17 protein-coding genes and 1 pseudogene are annotated in these 20,987 nt (G+C 42.3%); 13 read left to right on the top strand and 5 right to left on the bottom strand.

Going from position 1 to position 20,987, the window contains the following annotated elements; genetic code table 11:
- Positions 1-90 precede the first annotated feature (90 nt).
- Both FD716_RS11160 and FD716_RS11155 read left to right on the top strand, forming a co-directional pair.
- Positions 91-1,410 carry an NCS2 family permease gene (locus FD716_RS11160; RefSeq protein WP_139852404.1) on the top strand — a complete coding sequence of 440 codons (1,320 nt, stop codon included), beginning with the start codon at positions 91-93 and terminating at the stop codon, positions 1,408-1,410.
- Between the two features lie 131 nt (positions 1,411-1,541).
- Positions 1,542-2,540, top strand: coding sequence for an adenosine deaminase (locus FD716_RS11155; protein ID WP_139852403.1), 999 nt, complete (start codon positions 1,542-1,544; stop codon positions 2,538-2,540).
- A 147-nt stretch (positions 2,541-2,687) separates the two neighbouring features.
- On the opposite strand, the gene FD716_RS11150 is transcribed toward FD716_RS11155, so the two are convergent.
- Positions 2,688-3,242: a cytochrome b gene (locus tag FD716_RS11150; protein ID WP_139852402.1), complete on the bottom strand. Its 555-nt coding sequence runs from the start codon at positions 3,240-3,242 to the stop codon at positions 2,688-2,690.
- Between the two features lie 226 nt (positions 3,243-3,468).
- Here FD716_RS11150 and rnhB point away from each other — a divergent pair, with 226 nt between their 5' ends.
- Positions 3,469-4,065 carry a ribonuclease HII gene (gene rnhB, locus FD716_RS11145; protein WP_139853672.1) on the top strand — a complete coding sequence of 199 codons (597 nt, stop codon included), beginning with the start codon at positions 3,469-3,471 and terminating at the stop codon, positions 4,063-4,065.
- A gap of 75 nt (positions 4,066-4,140) precedes the next feature.
- Here rnhB and csrA read toward each other — a convergent pair whose 3' ends face one another.
- From csrA to alaS, 3 genes are all read right to left on the bottom strand, one after another.
- Entirely contained in the window at positions 4,141-4,395 is a 255-nt protein-coding gene (gene csrA / locus FD716_RS11140; RefSeq protein ID WP_004989721.1) for a carbon storage regulator CsrA, read from the bottom strand.
- Positions 4,396-4,630: 235 nt separating this feature from the next.
- Positions 4,631-5,911: an aspartate kinase gene (locus FD716_RS11135; RefSeq protein WP_139852401.1), complete on the bottom strand. Its 1,281-nt coding sequence runs from the start codon at positions 5,909-5,911 to the stop codon at positions 4,631-4,633.
- Positions 5,912-5,991: 80 nt separating this feature from the next.
- Complete coding sequence (alaS, locus tag FD716_RS11130) at positions 5,992-8,685, bottom strand: alanine--tRNA ligase (protein WP_171477029.1); 2,694 nt, start codon at positions 8,683-8,685, stop codon at positions 5,992-5,994.
- Between the two features lie 605 nt (positions 8,686-9,290).
- On the opposite strand from alaS, the gene gap reads away from it, so the two are divergent.
- The 8 genes and pseudogenes from gap (at position 9,291) to FD716_RS11090 (ending at position 17,416) form a co-directional block, all read left to right on the top strand.
- The gene (gene gap, locus FD716_RS11125; protein ID WP_139852400.1) at positions 9,291-10,322 is read left to right on the top strand and encodes a type I glyceraldehyde-3-phosphate dehydrogenase; all 1,032 of its coding nucleotides are present in this window, start codon (positions 9,291-9,293) and stop codon (positions 10,320-10,322) included.
- A 355-nt stretch (positions 10,323-10,677) separates the two neighbouring features.
- Complete coding sequence (chrA, locus tag FD716_RS11120) at positions 10,678-11,955, top strand: chromate efflux transporter (protein WP_139852399.1); 1,278 nt, start codon at positions 10,678-10,680, stop codon at positions 11,953-11,955.
- A gap of 205 nt (positions 11,956-12,160) precedes the next feature.
- On the top strand, positions 12,161-12,982 hold the full coding sequence (locus FD716_RS11115; protein ID WP_171477028.1) for a shikimate dehydrogenase family protein: 822 nt from the start codon (positions 12,161-12,163) through the stop codon (positions 12,980-12,982).
- Positions 12,982-13,244 (top strand): annotated as a pseudogene (locus FD716_RS11110) (DUF1304 domain-containing protein); the annotation flags it as partial. The gene FD716_RS11115 and the pseudogene FD716_RS11110, both read left to right, overlap by 1 nt.
- Positions 13,245-13,474: 230 nt before the next feature.
- Entirely contained in the window at positions 13,475-14,641 is a 1,167-nt protein-coding gene (locus FD716_RS11105) for an ATP phosphoribosyltransferase regulatory subunit (protein ID WP_139852396.1), read from the top strand.
- 68 nt (positions 14,642-14,709) lie between these two features.
- Positions 14,710-16,029 carry an adenylosuccinate synthase gene (locus tag FD716_RS11100; protein WP_139852395.1) on the top strand — a complete coding sequence of 440 codons (1,320 nt, stop codon included), beginning with the start codon at positions 14,710-14,712 and terminating at the stop codon, positions 16,027-16,029.
- 180 nt (positions 16,030-16,209) lie between these two features.
- Complete coding sequence (locus FD716_RS11095) at positions 16,210-16,527, top strand: hypothetical protein (RefSeq protein ID WP_139852394.1); 318 nt, start codon at positions 16,210-16,212, stop codon at positions 16,525-16,527.
- A gap of 109 nt (positions 16,528-16,636) precedes the next feature.
- The gene (locus FD716_RS11090) at positions 16,637-17,416 is read left to right on the top strand and encodes a M48 family metallopeptidase (protein ID WP_139852393.1); all 780 of its coding nucleotides are present in this window, start codon (positions 16,637-16,639) and stop codon (positions 17,414-17,416) included.
- Between the two features lie 109 nt (positions 17,417-17,525).
- Here the strand turns inward: FD716_RS11090 and FD716_RS11085 are convergent, their stop codons facing one another.
- On the bottom strand, positions 17,526-18,401 hold the full coding sequence (locus FD716_RS11085) for an ATP-binding protein (protein WP_139852392.1): 876 nt from the start codon (positions 18,399-18,401) through the stop codon (positions 17,526-17,528).
- A 203-nt stretch (positions 18,402-18,604) separates the two neighbouring features.
- On the opposite strand from FD716_RS11085, the gene FD716_RS11080 reads away from it, so the two are divergent.
- Together FD716_RS11080 and FD716_RS11075 are read left to right on the top strand one after the other, a co-directional pair.
- Positions 18,605-20,116, top strand: a complete 1,512-nt coding sequence (locus FD716_RS11080; protein WP_139852391.1) for a DUF3336 domain-containing protein — start codon at positions 18,605-18,607, stop codon at positions 20,114-20,116.
- Complete coding sequence (locus FD716_RS11075) at positions 20,103-20,981, top strand: serine/threonine protein kinase (protein ID WP_139852390.1); 879 nt, start codon at positions 20,103-20,105, stop codon at positions 20,979-20,981. Before FD716_RS11080 ends, FD716_RS11075 begins: the two co-directional genes overlap by 14 nt.
- Positions 20,982-20,987 lie beyond the last annotated feature (6 nt).

Raw genomic sequence — 20,987 nt, 5'->3', positions numbered from 1 at the left:
AAAAATTCACAACAGCACCGATCGGCTATTCTTTCTTTTTAGCAAGGCCAAATTTAATTTTCCTAGCTCAACTTTCACAGGGGCTCCTCAATGGCAAACCCAAATTCATCCGCGAATTTGCTAGAACGCTTATTTAAACTTAGTGAGAACCGTACCGACTTTAAAACGGAAGTCCTCGCAGGTTTTACCACCTTTTTGACGATGTGTTACATCATCATTGTGAATCCAGATATTCTTTCATTGACGGGAATGGATTTTGGTGCGGTATTTGTGGCGACCTGTTTAGCTGCTGCTATCGGCTGTTTTGTCATGGGTTTAATCGCCAACTATCCAATCGCTTTGGCGCCAGGTATGGGGCTTAATGCGTATTTTACGTTCAGTGTCTGCTTGGGCATGGGGGTAAACTGGCAAGTTGCTTTGGCTGCAGTTTTTGTCTCTGGTTTGATTTTTATTTCAATCAGCTTGTTTAAAATTCGTGAAGCGATCGTCAATGCCATCCCAATGTCACTTAAGTTTGCGATTGGTGGCGGGATCGGGTTGTTTTTAGCCTTGGTTGGGTTACAGAAATCCGGCATCGTGGTTTATAAAGAAGCAACCATTGTGGGCTTGGGTGACATTACTCAACCGAGTGTGCTTTTGGTCTTGCTTGGCTTTTTCATGATCGTGATCATGCATCATTTTAAGATCAAAGGTGCGATTATTATTAGCATCTTGGCCATTACCATCATTGCGACGTTGACGGGTTTAAGTGAATTTAAAGGCGTGGTCGGTGATGTACCTTCGCTTGCACCAACCTTTATGCAGATGGATTTCGCAGGCTTATTTACCTACAGCATGATCGGTGTCATCTTCGTATTTTTCTTGGTTGATTTATTCGATTCAACCGGTACTTTGGTGGGTGTTTCACATCGTGCGGGATTATTAAAAGATGGTAAATTACCGCGCTTGAAAAAGGCCTTATTTGCCGATTCAACCGCAATTGTAGCTGGAGCGGCATTAGGCACATCTTCAACGACGCCCTATATTGAATCTTCGGCAGGTGTTGCCGCAGGTGGACGTACAGGTTTAACCGCAGTTGTGGTGGGTGTCCTGTTTCTTTTGTGTTTGTTCTTGGCTCCACTCGCGCAATCTGTCCCAAGCTTTGCAACCGCACCTGCCTTACTGTTTATTGGGGTGCTGATGGTTCAGGGGATTACCAATATTGATTGGGAAGATATCACTGAAGCGGTTCCTGCATTTTTAACCATTGTATTTATGCCATTTTCTTATTCGATTGCAGATGGTATTGCCATGGGCTTTATCAGCTATGCTGTCATTAAACTGTGTACTGGCAAGGCAAAAACAGTGCCTTATATGGTCTGGATTATTGCAGTGCTTTGGGTCATTAAATTTATGTATTTTGGTGGCTAAACCGAAATTCAAAATTAGTATCTAGGCTTTAGCGTTTAAAGTTTAAGCTGAGATCTCATCATTTAAAGTCCAAGTATGCTGCTGTATGCTTGGACTTTCTCTTTCATTTAAAAATAAATTTGTGGAATGATATGCAACAACTTGAGCTGATCCGTGCTTTACCAAAAGCAGAATTACACGTCCATATTGAAGGGACTTTTGAACCTGAATTGATGTTTGCGATTGCACAACGTAATCAAATTGAGATTCCCTACAAAAGCATTGACGAAGTTAAGCAGGCTTATAACTTTCATAATTTACAATCCTTTCTTGACATCTACTATGCTGGAGCGCAAGTCCTGATTCATGAACAGGATTTTTATGATTTGGCGTGGGCGTATTTTGAAAAATGTGCGCTTGATCGAGTGGTGCATACCGAGATGTTTTTTGATCCACAAACCCATACCGACCGTGGCGTGGCCTTTGAAACGGTCATCAATGGATTAACACGTGCATGTGATGATGCAAAACAGCAGTTAAATATCAGTTCTCATCTGATTATGTGCTTCCTGCGGCATTTAAGTGAAGCGGCGGCATTCGATACTTTGGCGCAAGCCCTTCCTTATAAAGATCAGATTATTGCCATCGGTTTAGATTCAAGTGAACTTGGGCATCCACCTGAGAAATTTGAACGGGTTTTTGCGAAAGCAGCTGAAGCGGGCTTTTTGTTGGTGGCACATGCCGGTGAAGAAGGGCCAGCAGATTATGTGTGGCAAGCCTTAGATTTACTTAAAGTTAATCGTATTGATCATGGTGTCCGTTCAGAAGAAGACCCAGCACTATTACAACGCCTAAAGGCAGAACAAATGCCGCTGACGGTCTGCCCGTTGAGTAATTTAAAGCTGTGTGTGGTTGATCAGATGCAACAGCATAATATTCAGCGTCTGTTACAACAGGGCCTATGTGTCACAGTAAACTCAGATGATCCTGCCTATTTTGGTGGCTATATGAATGATAACTTTATTGCGATCACTGAGGCCTTGGATTTAACTGATACCGCGTTAAAACAATTGGCAATCAATTCATTTAATGCATCATTTATTTCAACAGCCGATAAACAAAAGTGGATTGCTGAAATTGAGTCAATTTAAATAAATTCTGTTTAACCCTTCAGTAAATGAATGAATAAAAATGGGGATGTTTTGGCATCCCCATTTTTTATTGCATTATTTCGTTTGTAATCTCTGGCTTGTGGCTGCGATGTCTCAACGTTAAGTTTAGTCAGCGCATACTTAAGCTTATTTCGGCTGTTTCAACATACTTTTTAAAACAAAATCTTTGTCGATAAAGTGATGTTTTAAAGCGGCGAGCAGGTGTCCGACAATCAGCAATGCCGCGAACCAAGAGATATAAATATGCAGTGGCTTCACAATAGCAAGTAATTGCGGATTATCTTGAACTAGACGTGGAATTTCAAATAAATACAGGACAGGTGCAGGGTGACCAGCACTCCAGCTAAATAGACAGCCAGTAATCGGCAAAGCAAGTAAAATGAAATAAAGTGCTAAATGGCCGTAATGCGCCATTTTTTTCATTGGGGCAGACATGCTGTCTGGTAGTTGTGGTGTTGGATGGGTGTAGCGCCAAAAAATACGGATCACCACTAAAAAGATAATGACGGTCGCAATATTTTTATGCAACGTGATTACATTGCCTTTAAAATCACCATCGACGGCATAGCTTAGAAAGTTACCACTATAAAAACCAATGAGCCATGCCGTAATAAAGATTGCCGCCATCGCCCAATGTAGCCATTGCGCTGTTCTTGTATAGTATTGCGCTTGCTTTGACATAGAAGCCTCATTAATTTTGGATTGTGCGATATTAACGAGATGATGCAATTGACTCAATATTTAAAAACACAACGCCTTGTATTAATATCGCAACGGTGAGGGGTAACTTCGGCTTAAAAAACAATCGGCTAGCTTTGTCGTAACCGGTGCAGCATGATGATCATGTTAAAATCTGCGCCAAATGACGTTGATATTAGATCTGTGAGAAATAAACTTGATGAATCAAATATATATTGCGGGTGTCGATGAGGCAGGTCGCGGGCCATTGGTGGGATCAGTCGTTGCAGCCGCGGTGATCTTGGATCCGCTTCGTCCGATTGAAGGCCTGAATGACTCAAAGAAATTAACGGAAAAGAAACGTGAAAAGCTTTTTATTGAGATTCAAGAAAAAGCTTTGGCATGGTGCGTTGCAGAAGCGTCACATACTGAAATTGATGAGCTTAATATTCTACAAGCCACCTTTCTTGCAATGCGTCGTGCAGTAGAAGGTTTACAGATTACACCGCATAAAGTACTGGTCGATGGTAATCAAATTCCTAAGGGGATCAGCATTGCTTGCGAAGCCATTGTTGGTGGTGATGCCACACATGCCGAAATTAGTGCGGCAAGTATTTTGGCCAAAGTAACCCGTGATCGAGACATGAAGGCATTAGATCTCGAATTTCCACAATATGGTTTTGCAAAGCATAAGGGCTATCCAACCAAAGCACATTTTGCTGCCATTGAGGCATACGGCGTAATTGCACAGCATCGTCGCAGTTATGCGCCCGTGAGAAAAGCCTTGGTACAGGCGAGCTTAGGCGTTGATTTAGGGGATATGTAATTTAAGATTTTTTAATAAATGGTAAAAAATTTAAAGCGGCTTGGTAAGCCGCTTTAATTGTGGAGAACATCTAATCTAGCGATTGAAGTTATTCTGAGAAAAATTATCATCTTCAAAGGAGGGTTGATAATCTTGGTCAAGATGCTGCAAGTGCTCATGCATTGCGCGTTCGTGTTGAATTCGTTGATAGATTTCCTCACGGTGTACAGATACTTCTTTCGGAGCATTTACACCAATGCGCACTTGGTTACCCTTAACACCAAGCACAGTAACACTGACTTGATCCCCAATCATTAATGTTTCTCCGACACGACGGGTCAGAATCAGCATGTTTATCTCCTTGCCTAAGCGCTAAACCTGCGATAGTTTTTGAAATTAAAAAAACAACCTCGGTATCGAAGAAAATTTTAACAGATTATTGTGATGAATTATGCAAAATCAATAGCTCTGTTGAAATTTTCAAAATAACAGAGCCTAATATATCAGAGCCACCATGGAAAAAACTATGGTGGCTCGACTTATTATTGGGGTATAACATGATAAAACTGGCACGTATGCTTAAAAATTAAGCGCTCGCACCAGACTCACCATGTTCACGATCCAAACCAAAGGCTGTATGCAATGCTCGAACAGCCAGTTCTAGATAGTTTTCTTCGATAATAACGGAGATTTTAATCTCAGAAGTGGAGATCATCAGCATGTTAATGCTTTGTTCTGCAAGGGCAATAAACATTTTACTTGCAACACCAGCATGTGAACGCATGCCAACACCAACAATTGAAACTTTCACAATATCGTTACGGGTTGCAACTTCACGCGCACCAATGGCTTTTGCTGTTTCTTCAAGAATTTTTTTGGCTTTAGCCAAGTCACCACGATTTACAGTAAATGTGAAGTCGGTCGTACCATCTTCTTCAACATTTTGAATAATCATATCGACTTCAATATTGGCAGCACCAATCGGCGATAAAATTTTGGCTGCAATACCTGGTTCATCAGGTACACCTAATATGGTTAATTTTGCTTCGTCACGATTAAACGCGATACCAGAAATAATTGGGTTTTCCATATTGTTTTCCGTTTCAGTGGTGATGAGGGTACCGACATTTTTTTTGAACGCTTCGTCAAAAATGCCATCATCTTCATTGTCAAAACTAGAAAGTACGCGCAAAGGTACTTGGTATTTTCCTGCAAATTCAACTGAACGGATTTGCAAAATCTTCGAACCGAGGGAGGCCATCTCAAGCATTTCTTCGAAAGAAATACGATCAATTTTTTTGGCTTTTGGCGCGACACGTGGATCGGTGGTATATACACCATCAACATCCGTATAGATTTGGCATTCATCTGCTTTTAACGCAGCGGCAAGTGCCACACCTGTCGTATCTGAACCGCCACGACCGAGAGTGGTGGTATTACCTTCGTTGTCAACGCCTTGGAAACCAGCAACCACCAGCACACGACCTGCATCTAAATTACTGGTCATATATTCGGTGTCGATAGATTCAATGCGTGCTTTATTAAAGGCATTGTCCGTTTTAATACTGACTTGACGACCAGTGAGAGATTTGGCTTGTACACCTATGGAATTCAGTGCCATTGCCAACATGGAAATCGTCACCTGTTCACCGGTAGAAACCATTTGGTCAAGTTCACGCGGGTCAGGGGTTTCAGTAATGGCCTTGGCAAGCGCCAATAAGCGGTTGGTTTCCCCGCTCATTGCTGAAACAACGACCACGACTTGGTGACCATTGTCATGCCAGCGCTTGACACGACGAGCAACATTAAGAATGCGCTCGGGAGTCCCCATAGAGGTACCGCCATATTTTTGAACGATTAAAGCCATAGTTTTTCCATATAAGCCATGATCTTGAAGCTGTAATCTTACCTAAGTTCAGTTCAAGATCAGTTACACAAAAGGGTAGATTAGGGTTGTTCAAGCCAAGTGCTAAGATTGGCCATTACAGGTTCAAACGTGTCGTTTAGTGGTGCGCCACCTTGCGCCAAGTCTGGTTTACCGCCACCTTTACCACCAAGTTCGGTCGCAAGATGTTTGATAATGTCACCTGCTTTTATGTTTGCAGTAAAGTCTTTTGCAACTGAAGCAATTAAACTTACTTTGTCACCATCGATTCCTGCAAGCACAATAATGGCATTGTCTAATTTAGACTTGACGCCATCGTGTAAATGACGGAGTGCTTTTGCATCTGTCTCTTTTACAGTTGTGATCAGCGTAGAGCGACCTGCAATCGTTTGAACTTGGCTTAAAAGTTCAGCTGCTTGGAAGTTTGCCAACTTTTGGTTGAGCTGTTCGATTTGCTTTTGCAGGGCAGTTGCCTGCTCTGCATTGGCTTGAACGCGTTCTACGGTTTGATCTTTTTGTGCTTTAAGCAATTGGTTGATCTGTTGGATATCCGCATCTGCTTTCTGTACAGTTTCAAGTGCTTTGTGACCTGTAACCGCTTCAATACGGCGAATACCCGCAGCGACACCTGCTTCAGAGGTGATTTTGAATAGGCCGATGTCGCCTGTGCGTTTGACGTGAATACCACCGCAAAGTTCGACAGAGAACTGTTGCTCTTCCTGCAGAGAACCCATAGAAAGTACACGAACTTCATCGCCATATTTTTCGCCGAATAACATCATGGCGCCTTTGCCTTTTGCCGCTTCAATGTCCAAAACTTCGGTATTGACTGCAGTGTTGGCAATCACTTCAAGATTGACCAAACGCTCAATTTCTTGTAATTGTGCAAAACTCACAGGTTGATCATTGGCAAAGTCAAAACGCAAAATATCACTGGCAACCAAAGAACCTTTTTGTTGTACATGACCACCCAATACTTGGCGCAATACTGCATGTAGTAAATGTGTTGCAGAGTGATTGCGCGCAGTTGCTTCACGGATATCCGCACGTACAGTCGCTTCAACCGCTTGTGTGGTTGATAGGCGACCCATGGTTACAATCCCTTGATGAACAAAGGCCCCACCAGATTTTTTGGTGTCTTGAACTTCAAAAATACCTGTCTCGTTTTTGAAAATACCGGTGTCACCAATTTGACCACCACTTTCAGCATAGAAAGGGGTCTGATTGAGGACGATTAAGGCTTCATCACCTTCATCGACATGATCAACTTGAGCACCATCTTTATAGATCGCAATAATCTGGCCTTGACCTTGGGTTGCATCGTAGCCATCGAATTGGGTTTCAGTGTCAACCTTCACCACACTGTTATAGTCGATTGAGAATTTGCCAGCATCACGTGCACGTTGACGTTGTGCTGCCATTTCTTTTTCAAAACCAGCTTGGTCAATTTCTAACTCGCGCTCACGGGCAATATCGGCTGTTAAATCGGCTGGGAATCCATAGGTGTCATACAGTTTAAATACGGTTTCACCAGGAATAACCTTGCCTTTTAGGTCACTTAATTCAACTTCAAGTAATTTAAGACCTTGTTCTAAAGTCTTGGCAAATAACTCTTCTTCGCGAATTAAGAGTGCTTCGACACGGCTGCGTTCTTGAGCAAGTTCCGGGTAGGCCTGACCCATTGTTTCAATTAAGGGTTGCAACATTTTGTAGAAGAAGGTGCCTGTTGCGCCCATTTTATTGCCATGACGAACTGCACGACGAATAATACGACGCAAGACATAACCACGGCCTTCATTGGATGGATTGACACCATCAGCAATGAGGAAGCAGCATGAACGTGCATGATCTGCAACCACTTTAAGCGACGCAGGATAATCTATAGCGCTGCCATTGGCGCTTGCTTCTGCTTGTTGTTGGGTGGTGTCTAGACCAACAATTTCAGCTGCAGCTTTTAATAGATCTTGGAATAAGTCGATTTCGTAGTTGGAATGCACATGTTGTAAAACAGCAGAAATACGTTCCAAGCCCATGCCTGTATCGACAGAAGGTGCAGGAAGTGGGTGCAAGACGCCATCAGCAGTACGATTGAACTGCATGAAAACGTTATTCCAGATTTCGATAAAACGGTCGCCATCTTCTTCAGGGCTACCTGGTAATCCACCCCAGATATGATCGCCATGATCAAAGAAGATTTCTGAACACGGCCCACAAGGCCCAGTATCACCCATGGTCCAGAAATTATCAGACGCGTATTTTTCACCTTTATTGTCACCAATACGGATAATACGGTCTGCCGCTAAGCCAATCACTTTATTCCAGATATCAAAAGCTTCATCATCAGTTTCATAAACTGTGACATAAAGTCGATCTTTAGGAAGGCCTAACCATTCTGATGCGGTTAGAAATTCCCAAGCAAATTTGATTGCATCTTGTTTGAAATAGTCGCCAAAAGAGAAGTTGCCCAACATTTCAAAGAAAGTATGATGACGCGCGGTATAACCGACGTTATCTAAGTCATTGTGTTTACCGCCAGCACGGACACATTTTTGTGAAGAAGTCGCACGTACATAGTTACGTTTTTCAAGGCCTAAGAAGCAGTCTTTAAACTGATTCATACCGGCATTGGTGAAGAGCAGAGTCGGGTCGTTGGCTGGAACTAATGAACTCGAGGCGACGCGCGTATGTCCTTGCGTTTCAAAGTAGCGTAAAAACGCTTCACGGATTTCAGCAGATGTCATTAAACGAGTACTCACGATCAAGTCACTCCCTCTTTTATTGGATTTGGCTAAATACACCGTATTTGCTTGGGCGTGCTGCCTAAAGTCAAACGCGATGCGCGGCTTATAAATTAAAAAACGCCAAATTATAACGGAAAAAGCCTGTCCAACCAATGATTTTAAGGGAATAACTGACAATTCAGTAGAATTGTTGCTTTCAAATCAGTGAATGATTCTTCTCCATTTTCATTGGGGGGGGAGGTGCCTTGAAAACCGTAATAAACTGAAGCTGTATTACTATATAACATGAAATCTGCTGTAATGACTGCCAACACAGGCGATTTGAGAGTTAAATAGATATTTTATAAACAACTTATTGTTTTTAAATTGTTAAATATAAAGGTGGTTTTAGGGTTTTGAAATGGCAGTATTCGTCGAAAGTCTCGCATTATAAAAAATGATAAAAGCAAAAATAATCAACTTGCAGATTTAAACGGCAATCGATCGTGCTCAAGCAGCAACTAAAATTAAAATAAATCTTCTTCATCTTGGGTTTAATTTAAAACTAAGGCTATCTAAAGGCTAAAAATCCGATAACATAGATGCCGTTAAATAACGAGTTTTAATGCAAAGGAAAACTGATGCAACGTGTGGCAATTAATGGATTTGGTAGAATAGGACGAAATGTTTTAAGGGCTTGGTTTGAAAATCCGCAAGATTTTCATTTTGAGATCGTTGCCATTAATGATATTGCAGATGTTGAAACGCTGGTGCATTTATTTAAATACGACTCAACCCATGGTCGTTTTGCTGGGAAAGTGGCAGTAGAACACGAGCAGGGTGCTGATTATTTACAGATTTCCTATGGCCATATGCAGGCACGTGTACAAGTGCTCTGTCAGGAACAACCCAGTCAATTGCCTTGGGCAAAGCTTAATATTGATGTAGTGCTTGAATGTACAGGCTTTTTCCGTTCACGTGCTGCAGCAACACAGCACCTTGAGGCGGGTGCTGAGCGTGTCATCATTGGGGCAGCACCATTTGACAGTGTCGATGCTGCGATTGTCTATGGTGTCAATCACCATGAACTTAAAGCCAGTGATCGCGTCATTTCGAGTGTGTCTTGTACCACGCAGGCTTTGGTGCCATTGGTGAAAATTATTGATGATGCTTTTGGGATTGAAAGCGCATTAATGACCGAAATTCATGCAGTAACAGCGGATCAAACCGTATTGGATCAAGCGCATCGAGATTTAAGACGCGCGCGGGCTTCGGGACAAAATATTATTCCAACCACATCTTCGGCTTTAGCTGCGCTCAAGCAAGTACTGCCTAAAATGGCAGATCGCATCGATGGCTATTCGATTCGGGTGCCGACCATTAATGTGGCTGCTATTGACCTAAGTTTTGTGGCACAACATCCTATTTCTGTTGAGAAAATCAATCAGGTGTTGGTGCAGGCAGCTGAACAGAATTATGCCAAAATCATGCAAGTGACCGATGAACCGTTGGTGTCGAGTGACTTTAATCATTCACCGTATTCATTGATTGTCGATTTGACCCAGACCATGCATGTTGGGCACCAAGCCAAAGTTTTTGCTTGGTATGATAATGAGTGGGGGTATGCCAATCGCTTGCTCGATTTGTGTGAGAGCTTAAGCACACAACATTGAGGTAAGGTACTTAAGGTCAAGTGCTTAGGCTTGGACAGCTAGGCTTAAGCACTCAAGCTTAGCTGTGTTAATTAAACATGCCATATTCAGGACTAAACATCCGTTACTTGGTCTTTTAACAGCATCAGCACATCGGTGACTAACTCACTTTCCTTGAGGTCATGAATGAAATTGTGATCGTGGAAATAAAGACAGGATATTCACCGACCTCTCTAAACGCATCTACAGAATCAAATTAAAATCGTTAAGCCGAATTAGAATAATTTATATGCGAGACACTTAATTTCAAATGTTTGTTATATTTATCTTTTAGAATAAAGCACTTTCAATTTTATTTGGCATAAGCTGATTTGCTATGGCTCATCTTCAGGTTGCACTTTCATATCGTCAAATCTTTTTCACCTTTTTGAAATTAGGTTGTATTGCCTTTGGTGGTCCTGCAGCACATCTGGTTTTTTTTCATCAAGTCTTTGTAAAGCAACTGCAATGGTTGAGTGAAAATAACTACGCACAATTGCTTGCGTTGGCACAGATTTTACCGGGGCCGAGCAGTAGTCAAGTTGGGATTGCAATTGGTTATTCCTTGCGGGGGCATTGGGGTGCAGTGGTGGCATGGCTCGGTTTTACTTTGCCTTCCGCGTTACTTATGACATTGGTCGCAGTGATTGGGTCTCGTTTATCTGATGTGTTATCACAGCAGTTTTTTCATGTGATTCAATTGATTGTTTTGGCCGTTGTACTTTGGGCTTTTTGGCAAATGCTACGCAGTTTTTGCCAGCAGTTATGGCAATACTTTTTAATGCTCTGTGCGGCTGGATTTGTGTATTTTGTGCAGCTACCAATGAATCAAATACTATTGATTGCGGTTGCTGCACTGGTTGGGGTGTTATGTTCAAAATACGTTAAACCCAATGCAACCGTTCAAGTTGGCGTAGATTCTCAAACAACACCTGCTGAAAAGAAAAGCGTCAAGCACAAGGCTGCTGCCACAGCGCTTGGAACGAAGCAACGTAGTTATGCCTATATTTGGCTGATCTTATTTTTCCTGCCCTTTTTTATTTTGCCCATTTTGAAAGAAGGGCATTCCAATATTCTGCTAGAAAGTATCCAAGGTTTTTATTATTCGGCTTCTGCTGTATTTGGTGGCGGGCATATTATTCTGCCACTTTTGCATCAAGATTTTGTCGTAACCGGTTTGGTATCGGGGGAAAAGTTTGATTTGGGCTACGCATTTGCTCAGTTAATGCCGGGGCCACTGTTTAGTTTTGCAAGCTATCTGGGGGCGCTTTTGCCGCTAACCGATTCAGTGTTGTTCAATGCGCTGATTGGCACAGTGCTGATTTTTATTCCTTCGTTTTTGTTGGTGTTTGGGGCATTACCTTATTGGTCATATCTGATGCATCAGCCGAGAATATATCAAGCGGTTGCAGGCATTAATGCTGCTGTTGTCGGGTTGTTGCTGTGTTTGGTGGTGCAAATGACTCAACAGTATATTTTACAATGGACGGATGTTGTATTTGTGCTGTTGGTGATTGCTATGCTCAAACAAAAAATTCCGATCTGGGTGAGCTTAATTTCAAGCTTCTGTATTTATTATGCTTTATTGTCGTTCTTGTCAGGGGTATTGGGCTGAAAATAATATAGCGTATTTAACCGCTCGAAATGCAGCAGATTCAATGGGCAGATTGAGTCTGCATCGCAATACGGTGGTTTTAGGTTAAATTGTGTTTAGACCAAAGTCTGGAAAATAAAATTAAACATAAGTTAGAAGAAACTTTATTGCATTTTCACGTAGAATGCCCCGCATTCAATTGTTAAACAATAAGATTGAGAGATTCATGCGTTTATACCAAGTAGATGGGGCAACAAAAATTATTGCGCTTATTGGCGACTCTATAACAACAGCTCAAATACCAACACGTTTAAATAAAATGTTAGCCGAACAAAGTAAATTGGGGGAGTATTTAATTATTCCATGGCATGTGTCTGCTGCGGGTTTGGCAGATACTTTGCAGGCGCTACGTTCCATGCAAAATTTTATTGGTGCGATTGTGACTGCGCCACATAAAACTCAAGTGTTGCAACATTTAGATGAAGTTGCTCCCGATGCTGAGTCTATTCAAGTGGTTAATGTGATTACCCGCTGTGTGGAAGGGAAATTGGCAGGGTGGAATTATGATGGTGCTGGCTTCGTGCGTGGGCTTGAACAGCAAGGGCATCAAGTACGACAAAAAAAGTTTGTATTGATTGGGGCAGGCGGTGCAGCAGCTTCAGTTGCCTTTGCTTTACTCAGCCGTGGTTGTGCTGAATTGATCTTGTATAACCGCAATCCCAATAAGGCAAAATCATTAATTGAACAGCTCTATGCACATTTCCCTAAAGCCAAACTACGTTTAGGTTTAGCAGAAAATGAAGCCATGGATGTGATTATTAATGCCAGTGCGATTGGGATTGACTCGACGAGCGAATTACCAATTGATGAAGTGGTATTGCAACGTGCTGGTTTAGTCGCAGAGTGTATTGCAACCAAAGAAAAAACCGCATTATTGACGCTTGCAGAAAAATACACCGAAATTCATTCGGGGATTCACATGTTGGTTGGGCAGTTGGAATTGATTTGTGATCTATTTTTGTCTACTCAGGCATCAGCACAGGCTTAATCCGTGCATTTGGAAATAATGCGGAGCAGGCCGAGCAGACCAAAGTTCTCGCAAAAAAAACATGGGCTTATACAACGGCTTTCTTGCGGCTGGGCTATTTTTGTCCTTGTTGGCAGAACCTCATGTCGCCTTGGCCAATTTCTTTTTAGGTTGTGTGCTGATTGCTGGAATTTATGGCGGTGTGACGGCAAATAAAAAGATTATTTATATTCAAGCGATCCCAGCATTAATAACGCTCATTTTATTAAATCTAGGTAAGTGAGGCCGAGAAAGATTAAATTATCGATTTAACCCTATCAGTGAGGATGGATTGAATATAAGTATTTTGGAAGCGACAGTCATAATGCCGCTTTTAGCACGAATATTCGAAGTATTTAGCTAAAATCTCAGGTGCATGGCTGAAACTATCGTGTTAAACTATTCGAAATCGGGTGTGTTCCCGATTTTTTTATGCGGATAACAACCGCTTTAGCAATAATTTAGGTTTACAACATGCCCATTTCAGAGACATGGTTATTACCTGATGGTGTAGCTGATGTATTACCCGAACAGGCGCAAGTGATTGAAACTTTGCGTCGCAAGGCATTAGATTTCCTCGCTCATCGAGGTTATCAGCTGGTCTATACTCCATTTATTGAATATATCGAATCACTCTCTTCATTATCTGAATCGAATCAAGATCTAGATTTGGTCACTTTTAAAGTGATTGATCAGCTGAGTGGCCGGTTACTTGGAGTACGTGCGGACATGACACCGCAAGTGGCGCGAATTGATGCCCACGTTCACCCGATTGCGGGTGTTGCGCGTTATTGTTACGCCGGTTCGGTCTTACACACGAAACCACAAGGGTTTAATACCACGCGAGCGCCCCTACAACTTGGGGCAGAACTGTTTGGTTCAAACAGTATCGATGCTGATGTAGAAATGGTCGATCTGATGTTGGGCTTGCTTGAACAAGCAGGTTTGGCTGATGGGATCCATTTGGACTTAGGTCATGTGGGTTTATTCCGCAGTATGGTCAAACTTGCAGCATTGGATAAAGCCACAGAGCAACAACTCTCTGACTTATATCAACGTAAGGCTTTACCAGAGTTAGCTGAATTTACTCGTGAATTACATTTTGGTGCAGACTTTTATGTGCTTGGCCGTTATGCCAGTGACTTAAAAGCATTACAAACGCATTTAAGTGAAGAGATTCAAAACAATCCAGCTTTTCATGAGGTGTTTGAGGCCTTGACTGAAACGCGTTCAGCAATTCAGCAACGCTGGCCAGATGTGCAGATTGGTATTGATGTGGTGGAATTACGTTCTTATCATTATCATACTGGCTTAACCTATGCGGTATATGCGCCAAATCGTGCAGCAGCCTTGGCTCAAGGTGGTCGCTATGACGGTATTGGTAAGCATTTTGGTCGTGCGCGCCCAGCCACAGGTTTTAGCTGTGATTTATATGCACTCAGTGCAGGATGTTTTGAAGAAATTTCAGTTGTGGTTGCGCCTAAAGGTTTGCAACGCGACTTACAGGAAAAAATTGCGACGCTTCGTGCCGAAGGTTCGAACGTTGTACAGCTTTTAGATCAAGATGATCTCGATTCTGTGCCAAATGCAACCCATCAGTTGCAGCAGTCAAATGGGCATTGGGTCGTTACAGCGATTTAAGCAATGAATCGGGTGCAATACCTGGATATATCTATTCAATTTTAACAGCATGATGCAATGAGGCTATTATGGGCAAGAATGTTGTGGTACTTGGTACCCAATGGGGCGACGAAGGTAAAGGTAAAATCGTCGACCTGCTCACAGATCAAGCGGCTGCAGTAATTCGCTATCAAGGCGGACACAATGCCGGCCATACGCTCGTGGTGAGTGGTAAAAAAACCGTATTACATTTGATTCCATCGGGTATTTTACGTGAAAACGTGATGTGCATGATTGGTAATGGTGTGGTACTTTCACCCGCTGCATTAATTGAAGAAATGGCGATTCTTGAGAAAGAGGGCGTTCCAGTAAAAGAACGTCTACGCATTTCGCCAAACTGCCCACTGATTCTGCCGAATCATATTGCCTTGGATCAAGCACGTGAGAAAAAACGTGGCAATGCAAAAATTGGTACAACAGGTCGTGGTATCGGACCAGCTTACGAAGATAAAGTGGCACGCCGTGCGGTTCGCGTTGCAGATTTAGTTCGTGGTGGCGATCATCTTAAAAATCTTTTGGTTGAATTGTTGGAATACCACAATTTCCAATTGACCCAGTTCTATGGCGTTGAAGCTGTTCAACTTGAAGATGTCTTAGCATTGTGTGATCAATGGCGTGAAGTGATTCAACCATTGGTGGTCGATGTGATTGCTGAACTGCATAACTACCGTAAAAATGGTCAGAACTTAATGTTCGAAGGCGCACAAGGTTCTTTACTTGACGTCGATCATGGTACTTATCCATATGTGACTTCATCAAATACCACCGCTGGTGGCGTAAGCTCAGGTTCTGGTCTTGGTCCATTACATTTAGATTATGTATTGGGTATTACCAAAGCCTACACCACCCGTGTTGGCGCAGGACCATTCCCGACGGAGTTGGTTTATGATGCTGCCAATGACACCGGTGATGCGATTGGTAAGCACCTGGGCACAATCGGTAACGAATTTGGCGCATCGACTGGTCGTCAACGTCGTTGTGGTTGGTTTGATGCTGAGATTCTACGTCGCTCGGTTGATGTGAATTCACTTTCAGGTATTTGCTTAACCAAGCTTGATGTTCTTGATGGCTTAGAAGAAGTAAAAATCTGTGTGGGTTATGAAGCAGCAGATTGTGGTTGCATCGGTTCTTCAGATGCATTGGCATTTGATACGCTTAAACCGATCTACGAAACCATGCCAGGTTGGTCTGAATCAACAGTGGGTTTAACCCAAGTGGATCAACTTCCTGCAAATGCGTTGGCTTATGTAAAACGTATTGAGCAATTGGTTGAATGCCCGATTGATATTATTTCAACCGGCCCAGACCGTGCTGAAACAATGGTATTACGTCATCCATTTGATGCATAAGCAGTTTCGTTAATATGCAAACAAGCCTCGATCAATTCGGGGCTTTGCTTTAATGTGCTAGACACTCGGTAAATCAGGGGATGACTTACTGCTCACGCGACTAAAGTAGGCTGTTTAAATAAGATAAAACCATCTAAAAAACCAAGATTACATTAAAGATTAAATGAAAGTGATGCCTGCATGAAACTCCTCCCGAACATTTCAAAAACAATTTTATTTTCATTTATTTTTGCACTCGGTGGTGCACCAACGATTGCAATGTGGATCAGCGCATCTCAGGTGAACGACCCGGTACAGTTGTTGAATTTGTTTATTAGTTTAACGGTACTGATTGCTTGTATTTTGGTGCCTATTATTTTTATTCAAAATGTATTTTTGCTAATCAAACGGCAAAGCCTTTGGGTTGAAGATCGAATTGTATTACTTAGTCGATTTTATTTGATCCTAAATGTATGCTGTCTTATTTACTGGTTGTTAAAAGTTTTTGAGCTAAGTTGATGTGATCTCAACGTTATTTGACCGCTATTCGCGTGGTTGAACTATCTACTGTGTCACACGTTAGTTATAATCTTTGTAAAAATCAGTGCTCAAAAATTGGAGTTTAGAGATGAAAAACAAAATCTTGTTGGCTGTGTCTACAGCAGCAATCGTGACATTGTCGGGCTGTACGACCATTGCTGATATGGCAGGGGCAGATTCACAAAGCTTGAATATCAATGCCACTCAAGGTTTTAATAAAACTGTAGATGAAGCGCGTAGCAATAAAACCCTCGATACAAGCTCGAATGTTTATAAGCGCATTAATGCAGTTTTTGTCCGTATGGCACCTTATGCTGATTTAGAGAATAAAACGGGTCAAAAGTTTGATTGGAAGTTGGCTGTGCTCAAATCTGACACGGTTAATGCCTATGTTGCACCAGGTGGTAAAGTGGTGTTCTATACCGGTATTGTGACTAAATTGAACTTAACAGATGCGGAAATTGCAGCGATCATGGGCCACGAAATGGTGCATGCTTTAGAAGAACATTCTAAAAATAAAATTGGTGCAGACGTGTTGACCAATATGGCGGTTGGTATTGGTAAACAGTATGCTGGTGCAAGCTTAGGCGAGGTGGGTTCTGCTGCTGTCGATTTTGGTAGTCAGGTGGGTGTAGGTCTACCTTATTCGCGTAGTCTCGAAAGCCGCGCTGACCAAGGTGGTTTAATGTTGATGGCACGTGCGGGTTATGATCCGAAAGCTGCGATTAGTCTTTGGGAAAAAATGAATAAACTCAGTGGCTCACAAGGTTCATTCTTGTCAACGCATCCATCCAATACCAAACGTATTGATGATATGCGTAAAAACTTAGCTGCAGCTGAAGCGGTGTATAAACAAGCCAGAAAATAATCGACACTGCGAGATGAGTTTCGATTCACAATATTGAGTATATTGTGCTTAAACCCCAATATTTATGTATTGGGGTTTTTTATTTTGAAGCCGTTGCCTAGATGCGCGCTTATCGTAAGGCTTTGAGTTGCTGTGAACCGACCCAGTGCTTAGAGAACTGATACGCTGAGCGACCGGAACGTTGTCCACGCGCTTGGCTCCAACGGAGGCTTTCGGCACGGGTGAACTCATCAAAAGCAATATTTTCTTTCGCCAAATAATGCTCAACAATTTCAAGATAAAGTTGCTGATCCATTGGGTAAAACGACAGCCACAAACCAAAACGATCTGAAAGTGAGATTTTTTCTTCGATGGCTTCTTGTGGATGTAGTTCTTTGTACTGAGGCACATCCACTTTGGTGGCTGGGGTGTTTTCGTGCATAAATTCAGGCAATAGATGACGACGGTTACTGGTGGCATAAATAATGAAATTACTGGTACCTGATTGTAATGAGCCATCTAAGACACTTTTTAAGCTACGATAGTTTTCATCTTCGGCATTAAAAGCAAGATCATCACAATAGACAATAAATTTTTCAGGTCGATTTTTGATGGTCTCTTGAATCAGTGCCAAGTCAGATAAGTCATCGCGCTCGATTTCAATTAATCGAAGCCCTTGCGCCTGATAAGTGGTGAGCAAAGAGCGTACGATCGAAGATTTACCTGTGCCTCTTGAGCCTGTCAGTAAAATATCATTGGCGGGAAAGCCGTGTAAAAACTGTTCTGTGTTTTGCAGAATAATCTTCATTTGTCGTTCAATTCCCTTAAGATCTGCTTGCAACACAACTTTAGGATTGAAAATAGGTTTAAGCTGCTGATCATGCCAGCGAAAGGCTGGTGCAGAAAAGTCAGGGTCTTGCTTTGGTGCTGGCAGTATTTGTTGCAACTGATCCAATACCACCGCAAGCTTATTGATTAAGTGTTCAGGTAAATCAAGAGTAGCCATAATGTTTTAAGTGTAAAAATACAGCATTTAAGCATAATCCCAATGGGGTGAAAAATGAAGCAGTGTATTTTTTTAATCTGTATTTTGAAGGCTTATTCGGGGTTTTAAAAAATAAAGCTTTTAGCTAAGCATTTATCCTTATATGATTTCATCAGATAAGTAGAGCGCTAAAGCGATCCAGTTAATTCGATGAAGAGGCACATATGATTTTAGAGTTCAGTGGTGACCTGAATCCGCATCAAGCATATCGTATCAAAAAGTTAAAAAGACAATTAAATCAATCAGAAAGCTATGAAGAATGGAAGTCTATTGCGTTAAAGCTCGATGAAGAGAGCGGTGCACAAGAATGGAAATTCGACAATAGTTCACCCTATTTTGATGCAGAGATTATTTCGCATCGCTTAAATCTGCTTAGACGTTATCGCGGTCAGCATCGCACTGCGGATCTTATTCATATTTTAAGTGAAGGCTTAAGCTATGACGTGGCCAATATTGGTCACCCGATGCTGTTTGGTTCGACGTATGTGGGTACTAAAAAAATTATTGAAGATTATATTGAAGAGGTCAGTGAGTCTCTGGCTTATGTGGCTTCTGAAAATTGTGCCAGTCTAACGTTTCAAGAAAAGCACGATTTTTTTGAGAACTGCCAAAAAGCCTATGGACAACCAGCTTTAATGTTTTCTGGTGGTGCAACCCTTGGTTTATTCCACAGTGGGGTGTGTAAAGCACTGCTTGAGCAGGATTTAATGCCTAAGGTGCTGTCTGGCTCCAGTGCTGGTGCAATTATGACCGCCATGCTGGGCGTGTCTAAACCTGAAGAGATTCCAAATATCTTAAAGGGTGAACATTTTTATAGCGAAGCCTTTCATTTCCGTGGAGTCAAAGAGTTACTCAGTGGCAATGGTGGTTTTGCAGATGTACGCTATCTTAAAAAATTCTTAGTAGAAAACCTCGGTGATGTCACTTTTCAGGAAGCCTATCATCAGTCGGGTTTAGATATTAACGTGACAGTTGCGCCATTCGATGTCTCTCAGGAAGACGCACGAATTATGAATCGCTACACCTCACCAGACCTACTGGTGTGGAGCGCAGTCCTGGCTTCCTGTGCGGTTCCTATTCTTTTTCCACCAGTGCGCTTGGTCAGTAAACGCTATGATGGCGTACATACACCTTATTTGGCGAATACACGTTGGGTCGATGGCAGTGTACGCAGTGACTTCCCACAAGAGCGCATGTCGCGCCTGTATAACTTGAACTACACCATTGCAAGTCAAGTGAATCCGCATATTGTGCCGTTTATGCAAACCGATGAAGAGCGTTACCGTCAGGATGTATTGAGTTGGCCGCAACGTATCTTGCGTAGGCAGGGGAAGATTTTGGCGATGGGGGTCATGGATTTCACCCGTGGTCGTATGGGGCGGGTGCCTTCGGTGCGACGTTTGCTCGATCATGGTTATGGGGTAATTGATCAGCGTTACTACGGCGACGTAAATATCGTAGGGCAGTATAATCTCACGCATTATATGTACATGTTGCAGAATCCACGGCCATTTCTATTTAATCTGTTGCAGCGTGAAGGCGAACGCGCGACTTGGCCAAAAATATCTTCGATTGAAAGTCATGCACGTATTGGTAAAACCATTGAGCATTGCTTAGAGGTACTTCGATTTAATCAAGCACAGGCACAACCATGCCAAGATTATGTTGAATCTTAAACAGCTTTATCAGACTGGGACAGCTGTTAACCCGATACAGAGTCAACAGCTTGGCCGTTATCTCTATCTTATCGATCCAGAGGCAGCATCGCAGTCAATACCGTGTCATTGGCTCAAGTTACAGCAGCAGGGGGTGAACAGCGCCTATGAACGCAGCTTTATGCATGAATTACAGTGCTATGCAGATTTAAATCGTTTAGAAGCTGAATATGGGCTTGAGATCACCCTGCCTTTTAGGGTGTTAGAGGCATCCCAAACATTAGATTTTCCTGATGGTTTTGTGCCACAAGCTTTGTTGCTTGGCGAAGCGTCAGCGCATTTTAATAATGCAACGCTACTTGCATTAGCATCCTCCCATTTTAGTGATGTTGGTGAGCAGCAGTTACTTGCACGGCAGCATTCGAAAATCCTACACCATTTGATTCAGAGCAGCCAAGTGCTGGCGCATTTGCATCATGTGGGGTATTTGCATGGTGACTTAAAGCCTGAACATTTTCGAACGCAAGCAGGGCAATGTTATTTAATCGACTTTGAGCAAGCAACCCGCATTGATTTGGCAAAACCGTTGTCACATGCCGCAACACCGCGCTATATGGCACCCGAGCTGTTTCATGGCGAGGCAAAATCGCAACAATCAGATATTTATGCTTTAGGTATTATTTGGTACGAATGGCTAACGCAACGACGGATACAACATAAAACCTATTTAGATTGGGCAAAATGGCATTGTCAGCACTTTCAAATTGAATTATCACCGCAGTTTCAGCCATTGATGGCGGTATTAAAACGAATGTTGTGTAAAAATAAAGCAAATCGATATGCCAATATTCATGAAATAAAACAAGGATTAAGTCGTATTGTGTAGATAAAC

Origin of the sequence: Acinetobacter pullicarnis (assembly GCF_006352475.1) — a bacterium.
Taxonomy (GTDB): Bacteria; Pseudomonadota; Gammaproteobacteria; order Pseudomonadales; family Moraxellaceae; genus Acinetobacter; species Acinetobacter pullicarnis.
Note: the sequence above shows the minus strand (reverse complement) of the source record. Positions and strands in the feature narration are given on the sequence as shown.